The sequence below is a fragment of the Streptomyces sp. NPDC098101 genome, from assembly GCF_044760185.1.
Taxonomy (GTDB): domain Bacteria; phylum Actinomycetota; class Actinomycetes; order Streptomycetales; family Streptomycetaceae; genus Streptomyces.
In genome coordinates this window covers 325,034-339,361 of sequence record NZ_JBIWAS010000003.1, presented here as the reverse complement: position 1 = coordinate 339,361, position 14,328 = coordinate 325,034, and the positions used below count along the sequence as shown (strand labels likewise).

17 protein-coding genes are annotated in these 14,328 nt (G+C 72.4%); 16 read left to right on the top strand and 1 reads right to left on the bottom strand.

The window, feature by feature from the left end; all coding sequences use genetic code 11:
* Positions 1-160 precede the first annotated feature (160 nt).
* Positions 161-451 carry a hypothetical protein gene (locus ACIQVI_RS14510; RefSeq protein ID WP_017239563.1) on the top strand — a complete coding sequence of 97 codons (291 nt, stop codon included), beginning with the start codon at positions 161-163 and terminating at the stop codon, positions 449-451.
* Positions 452-564: 113 nt separating this feature from the next.
* Positions 565-861, top strand: a complete 297-nt coding sequence (locus ACIQVI_RS14505; protein ID WP_403596845.1) for a hypothetical protein — start codon at positions 565-567, stop codon at positions 859-861.
* 37 nt (positions 862-898) lie between these two features.
* Here the strand turns inward: ACIQVI_RS14505 and ACIQVI_RS14500 are convergent, their stop codons facing one another.
* The gene (locus ACIQVI_RS14500; protein ID WP_403595320.1) at positions 899-1,723 is read right to left on the bottom strand and encodes a hypothetical protein; all 825 of its coding nucleotides are present in this window, start codon (positions 1,721-1,723) and stop codon (positions 899-901) included.
* 304 nt (positions 1,724-2,027) lie between these two features.
* Between ACIQVI_RS14500 and ACIQVI_RS14495 the strand changes: the two genes are divergently transcribed.
* The 14 genes from ACIQVI_RS14495 to ACIQVI_RS14430 all read left to right on the top strand — a co-directional run bounded on the left by ACIQVI_RS14495 (position 2,028) and on the right by ACIQVI_RS14430 (position 14,202).
* Positions 2,028-2,240, top strand: a complete 213-nt coding sequence (locus ACIQVI_RS14495) for a hypothetical protein (protein WP_351972459.1) — start codon at positions 2,028-2,030, stop codon at positions 2,238-2,240.
* Between the two features lie 93 nt (positions 2,241-2,333).
* Complete coding sequence (locus tag ACIQVI_RS14490) at positions 2,334-3,302, top strand: hypothetical protein (RefSeq protein ID WP_403595315.1); 969 nt, start codon at positions 2,334-2,336, stop codon at positions 3,300-3,302.
* Between the two features lie 29 nt (positions 3,303-3,331).
* Positions 3,332-4,540 (top strand): phage tail protein, encoded by a 1,209-nt coding sequence (locus ACIQVI_RS14485; protein ID WP_351972461.1) that lies wholly within the window; start codon positions 3,332-3,334, stop codon positions 4,538-4,540.
* On the top strand, positions 4,537-5,790 hold the full coding sequence (locus tag ACIQVI_RS14480) for a tape-measure protein (protein ID WP_403595312.1): 1,254 nt from the start codon (positions 4,537-4,539) through the stop codon (positions 5,788-5,790). The genes ACIQVI_RS14485 and ACIQVI_RS14480 overlap by 4 nt, the downstream gene beginning before the upstream one ends.
* Positions 5,791-5,992: 202 nt before the next feature.
* The gene (locus ACIQVI_RS14475; protein ID WP_403595309.1) at positions 5,993-6,916 is read left to right on the top strand and encodes a phage distal tail protein; all 924 of its coding nucleotides are present in this window, start codon (positions 5,993-5,995) and stop codon (positions 6,914-6,916) included.
* A gap of 91 nt (positions 6,917-7,007) precedes the next feature.
* Positions 7,008-8,192, top strand: a complete 1,185-nt coding sequence (locus ACIQVI_RS14470) for a hypothetical protein (protein ID WP_351972464.1) — start codon at positions 7,008-7,010, stop codon at positions 8,190-8,192.
* A 52-nt stretch (positions 8,193-8,244) separates the two neighbouring features.
* Positions 8,245-9,435, top strand: coding sequence for a hypothetical protein (locus tag ACIQVI_RS14465; RefSeq protein ID WP_403595306.1), 1,191 nt, complete (start codon positions 8,245-8,247; stop codon positions 9,433-9,435).
* Positions 9,436-9,465: 30 nt separating this feature from the next.
* Positions 9,466-10,602 carry a hypothetical protein gene (locus tag ACIQVI_RS14460; protein WP_351972466.1) on the top strand — a complete coding sequence of 379 codons (1,137 nt, stop codon included), beginning with the start codon at positions 9,466-9,468 and terminating at the stop codon, positions 10,600-10,602.
* Between the two features lie 11 nt (positions 10,603-10,613).
* Complete coding sequence (locus tag ACIQVI_RS14455) at positions 10,614-11,729, top strand: hypothetical protein (protein WP_403595303.1); 1,116 nt, start codon at positions 10,614-10,616, stop codon at positions 11,727-11,729.
* The gene (locus ACIQVI_RS14450) at positions 11,729-12,307 is read left to right on the top strand and encodes a hypothetical protein (protein WP_403595300.1); all 579 of its coding nucleotides are present in this window, start codon (positions 11,729-11,731) and stop codon (positions 12,305-12,307) included. The genes ACIQVI_RS14455 and ACIQVI_RS14450 overlap by 1 nt, the downstream gene beginning before the upstream one ends.
* A 10-nt stretch (positions 12,308-12,317) precedes the next feature.
* Positions 12,318-12,716, top strand: coding sequence for an ATP-binding protein (locus tag ACIQVI_RS14445; RefSeq protein ID WP_403595297.1), 399 nt, complete (start codon positions 12,318-12,320; stop codon positions 12,714-12,716).
* Between the two features lie 73 nt (positions 12,717-12,789).
* The gene (locus ACIQVI_RS14440) at positions 12,790-13,707 is read left to right on the top strand and encodes a peptidoglycan-binding protein (protein WP_403595294.1); all 918 of its coding nucleotides are present in this window, start codon (positions 12,790-12,792) and stop codon (positions 13,705-13,707) included.
* A gap of 11 nt (positions 13,708-13,718) precedes the next feature.
* Positions 13,719-13,952 (top strand): hypothetical protein, encoded by a 234-nt coding sequence (locus ACIQVI_RS14435; RefSeq protein WP_121831419.1) that lies wholly within the window; start codon positions 13,719-13,721, stop codon positions 13,950-13,952.
* Positions 13,939-14,202: a hypothetical protein gene (locus ACIQVI_RS14430; protein ID WP_351972471.1), complete on the top strand. Its 264-nt coding sequence runs from the start codon at positions 13,939-13,941 to the stop codon at positions 14,200-14,202. Before ACIQVI_RS14435 ends, ACIQVI_RS14430 begins: the two co-directional genes overlap by 14 nt.
* The last annotated feature ends 126 nt before the right edge of the window (positions 14,203-14,328 follow it).

Genomic DNA, 14,328 nt, shown 5'->3' with positions numbered 1-14,328 from the left:
TGGGGGGGGGGTGCGGGCCGGGGGGGGCCGCGGGCACGTATTCCGCAAACGCGGGGGGCGGCGGGGGGGGGGGCCCCCCGGGGGGGGGGGGGCGGCCCCCCCGCCCCCCCCCCCCGCCCCCGCTTCCCCCTCCGCACCCGACCAAGGAGTACGCATCACCATGGCCCGTTTCGACGTCAACGCCGCCCGCGCCCAGCGACAGGAGGCCCACGGCCGCAAGTGGTCCTTCGAGCTGGACGGCGAGACCTACACCCTTCCGACCGAGCTGAGCCGCGCGACCGCCAAGGGGCTGCGCAAGCTCGACGACAACGACGTCGACGGCCTGCTCGCGCTCCTGATGGGCGAGGAGCAGTTCAACCGGTTCGAGCAGCACGACATCACCATGCAGGACATCGCCGCCATCCTGGAGGCCTACGGCAAGGAGACCGGGCTCGGCCTGGGGGAAGACTGAGCCTCGTCGCGTTCGTCGAAGAACACGCCGAGGCCCTCGAGGCCGATTTCATCCGCCACTACGGGGTCGACCTCCTCGACTGGCACCGCGGGGAGCTCTCCAGCCGGCGGGTGCTGGTCCTGATCAAGCACCTGCCGCGGGACAGCGCCCTCCAGCGCGAGCTCCACGGCGAGGTCGCGGAGTGGTCGATCACCGACCACCTGCTCGCGGCGACGGTGGACCACCTGGCGGCCGCCAACTGGATGTTCCAGTGCGTCAACGCGTCCGAGGACGGCGACCAGCCCGATCCGCCGAAGCCCGTTCCCCGTCCGGGCGACAAGGACGAGGAGACCGAGGAGCGGGACGGGGACTCCCCGGGGGCGGAGACCCCCGAGGTCTCCCCAGGACAGCTCGTCCGGTTCTTCGGCTGAGACCACCTTCCCCCGCGGCCCCCGGAGTCCCTTCCCGTCAGGGAGTGGACTCCGGGGGCGCTTCCGGTGCTCGCTCGGAGGACAGCTCCTTCTCCAGGGCCTTGGCCCGGTCGGAGAGCCGGCGTCCCCGGCCCGGACGCGTCTCCGGTTCGGCGGACTCGGGGCCCCGGCGCTCGCCGCCGGACACGGACTGGGCGGGCACGCCGAGGGGCGGCACGATCGGGCGGCCGCCCTTGCCGCGGACGACCTTGCGCACCGGCTGGGCGTTCCTGCGGGTACGGCTCTCCTGGGCGCTGAGGAGGACGTCCGGCTCGGTGTGACGTGCGGGCTCGGACTCCCTGTGGTGCTCGGGCTCGGCCTCCTGGTCCTGTTCCTGTGCGAACGGATCCGGTGCGGACCGGTCCCGTTCGGGCTGATCCTCTTCGGGCCGCTGTTCGAACAGCTCGCGTTCCCTCCGTACGCGCTCCTCCGCCTCGACCACGGCGGCCGGCGGTTCGAGGAGCCGGGCGAAGGGCAGCGGGATGACCCGGGCGCCGTCCTGTCCGCCGTCCGCGCGGCGCCGGGGCCGGCGGACTCCACGCGCGTCACTCTGGCCCTGTGCGTAGGCGTCCGCGATGCGCTTCTCGTAGTCCCTGCGGATGCGGGGGAGTTCGTCCGCGACGGCCTCGGCCCAGCCGGAGGTGAAGGCGGTCGTCTCGCGGCGGTCGACCTCGCTCCTCGGCATCACGACGAGGTCTTCGGGGGCGTAGCCATGGACGTGCGCGAGCTCGGAGAGGCGCGCGAAGAGGTGGGGCAGATCGGGGTGGGAGGCGAGCCAGTCGACCATTCGTTCCCGCCGGTTCGCTCCCGGCTCCGTGTCCATGCGTCAGTACTGCCTTCCAGCCCCCCGGGGTCCCCGCGCGCCCCTCGCGCCCCTTGTCCCTCGGAGCGGCCGGGCCCGAGGAACGCGTCCTCCAGGTTACCCGGTCGAACAGAAGCGCGGATCAGCCACCAACCCGTTCGGGAAACAAGCCAAAAGACACGCCGTCAGGTGTTTTCCGCTCGACAAACATAGAACAGGTGTTCCACACTCTGTTCGCACAAAAGTTCGAACATGTGGTGCCCTCGCTCCTCACTCCGCGGCGCCGCCACACACGCACGGGCAAGCAACCGGAAGGCAGGCGTCCATGACTCAGCAGGCCGAGGCATCGCGACCGCACATCCCGCTCCAGGACCGCCTCCGCCAGCTCCTCGAAGGACCCGCCGCCCTCGACAAGAGAGCGCTGCTCGGCACGTTGTGCGCCGAGGTCACCCGCCGCGAGACCCTCGCATACGCGGCCGGCTGGAACGACGCCCTCGCCACGGCGCGGCGCGACGCCCACCGGGACGAGGACGCCTAGCCGCCGCCCGCCGCCCCCACACGAACGAGCCCCCGCCGGAACCGGTGGGGGCTTTTCGGCGCTTGGCCCGTACGGGCCGGAAGCGGAGCAAACGTGACAAAGGAACAGGAGATCCTCGACAAGATCTCCGAACTGAAGGCCGCGCTCATCGATGCCAGGCCCGACCCGGAGGACGCCAAGAAGCCGAAGCTGCCCTCCCTGCTCAAGAACCACCTCATCAACGTGGCGCCGAAGATCGCCACGGAGAACTTCATCAAGGAGTTCTTCGCCGCCACCATCTCCAAGATCGAGGACATCCACACCGAGGCCACCAAGAACCAGTGGACCGAGTTCATGGAGGCCACCCCCATCGCCGGCGGCTTCGCCGCGGCGCTCGAGAAGTGGTTCGAGAGCAAGGAGGAGGGCGCGAAGGTCGCATGGCAGAACTGGCTCTTCGCGGCTCTCGCGGGCGCCCTCATGATCGGCCTGCTGCCCGCCATCAAGGGCCTGATCGTCAACGGGTGGCGGTACGCGCAGACCCGCGGCGACGACAGCAAGCGGATCTGGACCAAGAACCCCGACGGTGGTTGGGGGCGGGAGACGCTCGCCGCCGTCAACCAGCGTGAGCAGCGCGTCTGGAACGGCGGCACCAGCCTCGCCGATCTCGTGAGCGACCCGGCCAACGCCACGCGGGCCGAGGCCCTGCGCAAGAAGCTCGTCCCGCTGAACAAGGCGATGGACAGGTTCAACAAGCTGGCCCCCACGTTCCAGACCTTGTTCGGCAAGCTGCCGCGCGAGGCCAAGGCCGAGAAGGCGGCGAGCGCCGTCAAGAAGATCAGCGACGCCGTCAACCTGGTCAACCGCGTGGCGCTCAAGGAAGTCACCGAAGGCCTCGAGAAGCTCAATCTCGCCATGGACGGTTTCCAGCCGTCCAAGCTCCCCAAGGAGCCGGAGCTGGCCGGGCAGGCCAGGGCGATGAACAGCCTCGCCAAGGAGACCGGGACCCTGCGGCAGAAGTTCATCGAGCTCAGGGGGACGGTCCAGTCCCTCGACCAGGAGCTCGGCGGCGCGGCCGGCGCCTGATCCCCACCCACCCCGAAAGGAGGTAACCCATGTCTCTCGTCAGAAACCTGAAGAACGCGTCCAGCGCCCTCGGCAGCTTCAAAACCCAGGCCTCCGGCACCGGCACCTCGGTCAAGAAGGTCGGTGACGCCGGGCGGTCCGCGTCCGGGCAGCTCAAGACGCTCCGTACCAATGCCCAGGGCGCCGGCACCCAGCTCAAGAACCTCAAGACGGCCTCCGAGCAGGCCGAGCGCGCCATGAAGAAGGCCGGCGACACCGCCCAGTCCGCCGGCGGCAAGCTCTCCAAGTACGAGTCCGGCGCGGGCAAGGCCGCCAAGGGCCAGGACAAGCTCAACAAGTCCATGAAGGGCAACTTCCTGGTCCGGCTGCTCGAACTCTTCATGCCGCTCATCGAGGCGATCGTCGACATGGCGCTCCGCTCGAAGACGATGCAGACGGTCCTGAAGAAGGCGTTCAGCGCCGTCAAGAGCGTCATCAGCTCCGTCATGAAGGCCGTCGGGCCGATCATGAAGAAGGCCGGCGACCTGATCAAGACCGTCTGGAACGGCATCAAGAAGGCCGTCTCCACCGTCGTCAAGGCCGTCGCGACCGTCATCAAGACCTACGTGAACGTCTGGAAGACGGTCATCACGACGGTCATGAAGGCGATCAGGACCGTGATCGGCACGGTCTGGAACGGCATCAAGGCCGTCATCACCCCGGTGGTGAACTGGATCAAGTCCGCGATCCCGAAGGCCTTCAGCGCCGTCAAGGACAGGATGTCGTCCGTCTGGAACGGCCTCAAGGACATCGCGTCCCGGGCGTTCAACGGCATCAAGAGCGGCGTGAAGGGCCCGATCAACGCCGTCATCGGCCTCATCAACTCGATGATCGGCAGCCTCAACCGCGTCAAGGTCAGCGTCCCCGGCTGGGTCCCGGTCGTCGGCGGCAAGACCTTCGGCGTCAACCTGCCCACCATCCCCATGCTCGCCACCGGCGGCGTCGTCATGCCCCGCAGCGGCGGCGTCCCGGCGATCCTCGCCGAGGCCGGCGAGGCCGAGGCCGTCCTCCCGCTCTCCAAGCTGGACCGGCTGCTCGCCCAGACCGCCCGCCGCGCCCGCATGGCCCAGGGTGCTCAGACCGGGACCGCCGGCGCGGGGCTGCACATCGAGCACTACCACGCGGCCCGGAACAGCGACCCGCACGCCACCGCCGACGCGCTGATGTACCTCGTGAAGGCGCGTGGAGCACGCGCATGAGCGCCGCGTTCGCAGCCGCTCCGAACTTCCGCGTGGCCATCGCCCCGATGGGCAACCTGCGGCAGGGTCTCGGCGGAGCGAGCGGTTCGCTGAAGAGGCTCCGGCAGAACGTCCGGGGTGCCGCCGGCGGCGTCGGCGCCCTCGCCGCCTCGGTCCGCACCGCCGGGACCTCCCTGCGCGCCCTCGGGCAGGGCGCCTCCGGCACCGCCACCGCCGTCACCAGGATTCGCAGCTCCACCGCACCCGCCCGGATCAAGCGGATCGGCACCACCGCGGGCAAGGCCCGCACCGCCGCCCGCAGGATCGGCACCGGCGCCGGGGCCGTCCTCGGCCTGCTCCTGCCGCTGCTGCCCGTCACGGACGTCATCACCGGCCTGATGGGCACCTTCGGCACCGTCATGACCGTCGCCTCGGTCGCCATGACGGGCGTCAACGTCGCCATGCGGGCCAACCCGCTCGGCTTCGTCGTCGGCCTGCTCGTGCCGATCGCCGCGTACCTGATCGAGCTGGCCGTCAGCTCCGAGACGGGACAGCGGATCATCAAGCAGGTCTTCCAGCAGGCCCTGAAGGGGTTCCAGGCGGTCTGGAAGTTCCTCCAGCCGCTCATGCGGCTCCTGGGCCAGGCCGTGGGCATGTACGCCAAGGCGTACCTGACCGTCTTCAAGGCCGGCCTGAAGGCCGTCGGTTCGGCGATCGGCGGCATCTCCCGGATCGGCTCCGCCGTCCGCTCCGCCACCCAGGCGCTGCGCGGCATCGCCTCCCGGACGCTCGGCGGCGTCAAGAACGCCGTCCAGCCGGTCGTCCGCTGGATCACCGACAAGATCCCCGGCTTCTTCCGCACCGCCAAGGACGCGGTGGGCAGGGCGCTGCGCGGCATCGGCGACCTGATCGAGGGCGCGCTGAGCGCCGTGCTCGGGGTCGTCAAGGGGCCGATCAACGGGCTCATCGCGTTCGCCAACTGGATCATCGACGGGCTGAACAAGCTCACCGTCGAAATCCCGCTCACGGACAAGAAGTTCGGCGTCGACCTCGACAAGATCCCGCTGCTCGCCGAGGGCGGCATCGTCTCCCCCGGCACCCCGGACGACTTCCGCATCGACTCGCTCGCCCAGCTGGAGACCCGCCGGGTCCCGGCGATCGACGAGCCGCTCCCCGCACCGCACCGCGTCCGGGACTTCCACGAGGAGCCCGGCGCCGGACCCCGGTCGACCGCGGAGGACCTGCTCTTCCTCGCGACCGCCCGCCGCTGACGGCGACCGCCCGCCACTGACGCCCGCGCCCCGAACCGCCCGCGCCTCGACCGCGCGCCGTCCCGCGCGCCCCGACCCGGCCGACCGCCCCGCGCACGTCAGCCCCCGTCAGCCCCGGCCGACCGCCCCGCGACGGCGGCCGTCCGCCCGCACCCGACCGCCCGCGGTCGACCGCCCCCGACCCAAGTGAGGTGACGGCCCCATGGCCGAGACCACGCCCCCGTACTCCGAGAACTCCTACACCGCCGACCTCGCGCCCGGCTCGCTCATCACCCAGGACGGGCAGGTGCAGTGGGCCGGGCTCCTCATCGGCCCCGGCACCCCCTTCGCCGTCGACAAGTCCGGCCTCTCCGGCTGGGAGGACCTGCCCGAGTACGACTCCTCCGACGCCGACCGCCCCACCTCCCACGGCGCCTGGCCGGGCTCCCGGTACGCCAAGCCCCGCAAGGTCGGCGGCACGATCGTGCTGATGCCGGAGTACGGCGGCGCCGTCGAGGCCGTCCGCAGGCTGCGCCAGGCCCTCGCCCTCCTCGAAGAGGAGCGCTGGCTCACCGTCCGGCTGCACGGCGAACTGCTCACCGTGCGCGCCCGGATCGCCCAGCGCGTGGTCCCGGCCGACCAGGGCTTCGCCACCCAGGGCAGCTCCCGCATGTCGGTCCAGTGGCTGGCCGCCGACCCGCGCCGGTACTTCGTCAACGAGCAGACCGCCACGACCAGCCCCCCGCAGCCGGAGTCGGGCCTCACCTGGCCGCTGACCTGGCCGCTGACCTGGGGCCAGGCCAAGAGCACCGGCGACGCCGTCGTCGAGAACACCGGCTCCGCCCCGGTCCACCCGGTCATCGTCTTCCGCGGCCCGTGCTCCATGCCGACCGTCACCGAGCGGGTCAGCAGGCGCCGGCTGCGGTACGCGATCGACCTGACCGCCGGCGACGAACTGACCGTCGACACCCGCGCGGGCACCGTCATGCTCAACAACTCCGCCTCCCGCCTGCACACCGCGATGGCCGACTCCACCCCGGAGGAGCTGTTCGTGGTCGACCCCGGCCGGAGCGAGCTGTCCTTCCGGCCCGAGGCGAGCACCGCGGACGCGCTGATGACCGTGCGCTGGCGCGGCGCCGAGTGGTGACGAGGACGCCCCGGCCGCCGTCCGCCCCCGGCGGCCGGCGGCCCCTCCCCACCGACCGCCCCGCCCCGCCCCCTTCCGGAGAGGTGACCCCATGACCGTACGCGCCGCTTGGCTCCAGTCCACCGGCCAGACCCGCGAGGACACCCGCCTGACCCTCGCCGCCCTGCTCACCCCCAGCGGCCAGAGCGCCGAGGAGACCCCCCTGCGCTCGCGGGCGGGCATCGTGCCGGGCGGCTTCGTGCTGACCGGCAGCGCGCCCATGCAGCTCACCATCGGCACCGGCCGCGCGATCGTCCAGGGCAACGACACCGCCCAGGGCGCCTACCTCGTCGCCGTCACCGCGCCGGAGACCTTCACGCTCACGGACGGCGACCCGCAGTACGACCGGATCGACCTGGTCGAACTGGCCGTGATGGACGACGCCTACGACCGCTCGGGCAGCACCGAGGCGGTCGTACGGGTGGTCAAGGGCGCCCCCCAGGCCGCCCCCGCCGCCCCGCCGACCGGGCCGGGCAGCACGATCCCGCTCTACACGGTCCGGGTGCCGAAGGGCAGCTCGGCCGGTACCGGCGGGATCAGCTGGGGCACCGCCGTCACCCCCCTGCACTGGCCGGTCGTCCCGCTCGGCGGCATCATGCCCGCCAGCGGCTTCAAGGGCGCCTACACCGGCCAGTACCGGGACACGGCGGGCCTCTTCCAGCGCTGGGACGGCACGACCTGGGTCTCGTACCCCAAGGCCGTCGGCGGCATCGCCCCGGCCGGCACCGCCAACGGCGCCTACACCGGCCAGTACCGGGACAACACCGGCGGGCTCCAGCGCTGGGACGGCGCGGCCTGGCAGTACGCCGACGGCAGGGCCTCGGTCCTGTTCAGCGCCTCCCAGACGGTGCAGCAGAGCATCGCCTCCAACGCCTGGACGCCGGTCGCCCTCCAGAGCGTCGACGTGGACGACGCCTCGGGCTGGAACGGCGGCAACACCTACACCGCGCCCCGGGCCGGCTGGTACCGGATCTCCGGCCACGTCGTCTGGTCCGGCGACTCCGCGAACGGCCTGCGCGGCGCCCGGATCCTCGTCAACGGCGTGGGCGTGAGCCGCTGCACGTGGCTGACCCAGGCCTCCACCGGCGCCGTCGCGATCGGCGGCCAGGGCCTGGTCAAGCTCGCCGCGGGCAACACCGTCCAGCTCGCCGCCTACCAGACCCACACGGCGGCCGTGCGCACGCTCGGCGGCTCGGGCTACGCCTGCAACCTCAACACCGAGTGGATCAAGGCCTGATCCCCCGCTCCCCCGCTCCCCCCTCGCGTCCTTCCCCGAACGGAGAATCCCCATGAACCTGCGCAGCAGCTGGGTCGTCGAGACCGGCCAGACCCGCGAGGACACCCGGCTCACCCAGACCGGTGTCACCACCATGACGAACCCCGTCCAGGTCCGCTCCGGCGTCCTGCCCGGCTCGTACGGCGGCCAGTACCGGCTCTCCGGCTTCTGGACCTTCGGCTCCGCCGCCATGTCGGCGACCGTCTCCGAGGGCCGGGCCGTCATCCAGGGCGAGATCTCCCAGGGCGTCTTCCCGGTGACCCTGCCGGCCTCCGAGGTCGTGACCTTCGGACCCGGCAACGCCCAGTACGCCCGCATCGACCTGATCGTCCTGAAGGTCTACGACAAGCTCTACGACGGCGGGGACCGCACCGAGGCCGTGCTGGAGGTCATCCAGGGCCAGCCCGAGCAGGAGCCGAAGGTCCCGCGCGTCCCGCCGCGCTGCCTCCCGCTCTACGAGGTGACCGTCCCGGCCGGCGCCAGCGCGGGCAACGGCGGCATCCCCTGGGACCGGGCGCTCAAGGACCTGCGCACCCCGGTCGTCTCCCTCGGCGGCATCCTCCCGGTCGAGGGCGCGTCCCAGCCGGGCGCCTACCCCGGCCAGTACCAGGACGCGGGCGGCGCGCTCCAGCGCTGGGACGGCGGCGCCTGGGTCTCGTACCCCTCGGCGCTCGGCGGCATCGTCCCGGCCTCCGCGTCGACCACGCCGGCGAGCTACACGGGCCAGTACCGCGACTCGACGGGCGGCCAGCTCCAGCGCTGGAACGGTTCGGCGTGGGCCCCGGCCGTACCGGGCCCGTACTTCGTCGACAACGGCGACTTCGGCGACACCCCGTCGACCACGTACACCTCGACGCTCCAGGGCCGCACCACCAACCCGCTCGCGCTCTCCTTCGTCGCCCCGCCGTCGAAGGCGATCGCCGTCGCCTTCGGCTGCAAGATGCGGTCGCAGAGCCCCGACCACTACGCGTACATGGCGCTCCGGCTCACCCAGGGCTCCACGGTCGTCAACGACCTCGACGACGACTACGCGACGATCGCCGCCAGCCAGCACATGGTCTCGGTGTCCACCACGCGCCGCCTGTCCGGCCTGACCCCGGGCGCGACGTACACGCTCACGGCCTTCTTCCGGGTCATCAACAACAACCTCTCCCTCAGGGGCGGTTTCGACAACACCTTCATCAAGGTCGACCCGCTGCCGTAGTCCCGGACCACCCACCGACAGGAGAACACCATGGCACTGCGCAGCGGCTGGCTGCCGCCGACCGGGCAGACCCGCGTCACCACCCGGCTCACCGCCCACGGCGCCACCACGCCGGTCAACCCGCTCGCCTCGCGCTCCGGCATCCTGCCCGGCTCGAACGACGGGAAGTTCCGCGTCAGCGGCTTCTCGCTCAGCGGCAACGGCCCCATGAGCGCCACCATTTACGCCGGGCGAGCCGTCGTCCAGGGCCCGAACCTCCAGGGCGCGTACCCCGTCACCCTCGACGCGGACACCGTCCTCACCTTCGGCGACGGCGATCCGCTTCACCCGCGCGTCGACCTCGTCTTCCTGCGCGTGTACGACGACGAGTTCGACAGCCTGACCAAGAGCGAAGCCACCCTGGAGATCCTCAAGGGCGCGCCGAAGGCGCAGCCGACCGCCCCCGGGGCGCCGCCGCTCTCCCTGCCGCTCTTCACCGTCAGGGTGGAGAAGTCGGCCTCGGCCGGCACCGGCGGCATCCTCTGGACGGGCGGGGCCGTCACCGACCTGCGGACCACCCTCGTCGGCGTCGGCGGCATCCTGCCCGTCTACAACAACGCCGGCGTGCCCGGTTCCTACCCCGGCCAGTACCAGGACAACGACAACGCCCGCCACCTCCAGCGCTGGGACGGCAACGGCTGGGTCGCCTACCCGAAGGAGATCGGCGGCGTCGCCCCCTCCGGCGCGCTCTCCGTCGGCAGCTACCCGGGCCAGTTCCGGGAGAACAACGGCGTCCTCCAGCGGTGGAACGGCACCTCCTGGGCGAACTACCAGCCGCCCGTGGAGGTGGAGACCACGACCACCGGCGCGACCGCGCTGACCGGCTGGACCCTCCACTCCTTCGCCGGGCGCCGCACCCGCGGCGTCGCCAGCGTCACGGCCGTCGTCACCCGCAACGGCGCCGACATCAACGCCAACAGCGCCGGCAACATCAACGACGAGCCGCTCCTCACCCTCCCCGCCGGCTGGCGCCCCGCCCTGGAGTACGAGGCGGCGGCCTCCGACGGCTTCGCCTCCGGCGGCGTCTTCCTCTCCACCAGCGGACAGCTGACGCTGCGCACCTGGTCGCCGAACGGCGCCCTCGTGGCCGGCCGGCACGTCCGGGTGTCCGCCACCTACGTCCTGTAAGGGGGCCTCCCATGGCACTCGACACGCCCTACCGGGCCATCTTCTGCGACCTCGTGACCGACACGACCCTCGACATCCTGCCGCTGCGGGACGTCTCGTTCGAGGACTACATCGGCCGGGCCGGCTCCCTGTCCGGCACCGTCCCCCTCCCCGACCGGGCCATCGCCGAGCGGGCCCACAAGATCAAGCCGGGCCGCACCACGGTCTACCTGGAGCGCGGCGGGGACCTGTGGTGGGGCGGCATCGTCTGGACCACCAACCTGCAGTCCAGCGACCGGGGCGTGGTGACCCTCGGCATCCAGGCCTCCACCTTCGACTCGTACGCGGGCCGGCGGCGCATCCGCACGGACCGGTTCGCCACCCGGTTCACCCAGCCGACCGAACAGTTCGTCATCGCGCGCGCCCTCTGGTCCCACCTGTCGGAGGGCCTGGCCGGCAGCGGCATCGACGTCGGCGACGAGACGGTGGAGTCCGGCGTGACCCGGACGGCCTCCTGGCGGCACGGCGACGAGACCTCCTACCAGGAGGCGCTCGACCAGCTCGGCGCCCAGGAGAAGGGCTTCGAGTACCAGATCCTCGTCTACCGCGACCCGGCCGACGGCAAGCGGGTCCGCCAGCTCCGGCTCGGCTCGCCCGGGATCCGCACCGGCGCCACCGACATGATCTTCGACCGGCCCGGCACGATCCTGTCGTACTCCCTCCCGGACGACGCCACCCGCGGGGGGACCGTGGCCCTGGTCCGCGGCGCCTCGGCCAACAGCAACGCCGGGGCCGAGTCCCGGCCGACCCTGTCCGACCCGGCCGTGCCGAGCACCCCGCTGCCCGACCTCTGGCCCCAGCTCGACCTGTCCGAGGACCACAACGACATCAGCGACAAGGCCACGCTGAACTCGCTCGCCCAGGCCGCCGTCGACGAGGCGGCGGGCCACGTGCGGATCCCCGAGATCAGCATCCGGCTCGGCGGGGTCCTCCCCCCGGCGCTCCTCGGCCGCACCGCCCGCATCCGCATCACCGACGAATGGCACCCCACGGGCCTCGACGCCCGCTACCGCATCGTCGGCGTCAAGGTCCGGCCGGCCGAACGGGGCCGTCCCGACACCGCCGAACTCGCACTGGAGGAGGCCTGATGGCCCTGCTGCCCGAGGACATCATCGACCGGCTGATCCAGATGGAGCGCCGGATCCAGGCCCTGTCCACGGCGGTCAACACCCGCCCGCCCCTCAACGAGATCCGGCCCGTCCCGGCCGCCGGCACCCCCACCACCAAGCCGGTCCTGCGGATCTTCGACAACTACCAGCACGAGGTCTTCGCCGACGACGTCACGACCGGGGGCCTCGCCAGGCCGTGGCTGCAACTGCTGCCGCCGGTGGACCACCTGAAGGAGGCGAAGTGGCCGTCCACCACGAGCACGGCCTTCACCCCCATCGCCCAGTCCTTCAACCCCGTCTGGCAGCCCAAGATGCGCCTCGCGATGTACACGAAGGCGTCCAGCGGCGCGGCCGGCCAGGTGAAGGTCATGGTCGACGGCCAGCAGTTCGGGCCGACCGTCAGCGCCGGACAGACCTTCGACCACACCGGCCTGCTCCCGGTCGACATGGCGACCAAGTTCGGCAAGGTGATGACCGTCGAGATCCACGCCGTGGTCACCAGCGCGAGCGGCACGGTGTACGCCCAGCCCGTCAGCATGTACGGCACCCAGTCCTGAGGAGCACTCCGTGAACATCGACCCCACCCAGCCCTGGGGCGTGGTCATCGACTACGCCGGCCGCGCCACCGTCACGGAGAACGGCCACACCCTCTCCGTACGCGTCTACGACAACGGCCTCGGCCACACCCTGGAGCGGGACCCGATCACCGGCGAGTACCCGTCGGTGTCCGTCACCGCGGAGCTCGCCAGGGCCGGCACGGGCGACGCCGTCCTGCGCGGCTACGGCCTGGCCGTCGTCGCGGCGAAGGACGGCGTCCCGGCCGTGCCCGACCCGACCGCCGTCCGGCGGGCCGTCACCGCCGCGCTCGCCGACTTCGAGAACCGCCGGACCGCCTACGCCTCGCTCTGCGAGACCTGGGCCCCGGAACCCGAGCCGGAGCCGGAGCAGCCCGCCCCCGCCCCGTAACCCCGCACCGCCCGTACGCCCGCCCGCCCGGATCCTCCGGAGCGGGCTTTTCCGTTTCCGAAGGAGGCCCCGGATGGCCACCCCCCTCACCGCGGACCGGCTCCTCGCCGCGCTCCGCGCCGAAGGCGTCACCGTCGTCGAGCACCCCGGCTGGCGCACCCACGACCGCAACGGCGCGGGCGCCTGGGGCCCGGTCACCGGTGTGATGATCCACCACACCGTCAGCTCCGGCACCGCCTCGACGGTCGCGATGTGCTCCGACGGCTACACGGGCCTGCCCGGCCCGCTCTGCCACGGCGTGATCGCCAAGGACGGCACCGTCCACCTCGTCTCCGCCGGGCGCGCCAACCACGCCGGCGGCGGCGACCCGTCCGTCCTCAAGGCCGTCGCCGGCGAGACGTACGGCGACCGGCCGCCCGCCCCCCGCGCCCACCAGGGCAGCCCGAACGCCGTCGACGGCAACTCCCGCTTCTACGGCTTCGAGTGCGTCAACCTCGGCAACGGCGCCGACCCCTGGCCGGCCGCCCAGCTCGACGCGATCGAACGGGTCTCCGCCGCCCTGTGCCGGGCGCACGGCTGGGGCGCCAGGTCCGTCATCGGCCACCTGGAGTGGTCCGACTGGAAGAGCGACCCCAAGGGCTTCGGGATGCCGGTGATGCGCGAGCGGGTCCGGGCCCGGCTGAACAAGGCCCCCGTGAAGCCCGCGCCCGCCCCCGGCGCCGGCAAGCCGGCCGCCCCCCGCCTCCAGCCGTTCCCGGGCACCTCGTTCTTCCGCGCGGAGACGAGCTCCCCGGTCATCACGGCGATGGGCCGCCGCCTCGTCGCCGAGGGCTGCTCCGCGTACGCCGTCGGGCCCGGCCCCCGCTGGAGCGAGGCCGACCGGCGCAGCTACGCGAAGTGGCAGCACAAGCTCGGCTTCCGCGGCTCCGACGCCGACGGCGTCCCCGGCGCCGTCTCCTGGAACGCCCTGAAGGTCCCGTACACCCGGTGAGGAGCACCCCGATGTCCGATGCCGCCAAGCGCACGGCCCGTACCGTCCTCCAGTCCGCCGTCGGCATCGCCGTCGTCCTCCCCGCGATCGTCGACGCCTCCGGCGTCCCCGCGACCCTCCCCTGGGTCGCGGGGGCGCTCGCCGTCGCCGGCGGACTGGCCCGGGTGATGGCCCTCGACGCGGTGCAGGCCCTGCTGCCGTCCTGGCTGCGCAGCTCCCCGGGAGGTGCCGATGACCGAGTCTGATCCGAACGATCCCGTCGCCGTCGCCCTCGAACTGGAACGCCTCCGGGGCACCCTGGAGGCCGGCTTCGCCCGGGTCGACGGCTCCCTGGCCCTGCTCGTCCAGCGCAGCGACCAGACCGACAAGCAGCTCGCGGACCACGAGAGCCGCCTCGACGCCCTGGAACGCACCCGCTGGCCGCTGGCCAGCATCGCGGCCCTGACCGCGAGCGCCGGGGTGCTCGTCGCGGTGTGGGAGCTGACGGCCCGGTGAAACGCCGGAGGGGGGGCCCCCCCCCCCCCCACCCCGGGGGCCCCCCCCCCCCCCCCAACACCCCCAAAAAGGGTTTATGGACCCCCTATGATTGAAACACCCCCACACCCCCGGCCGCGCCCCCCC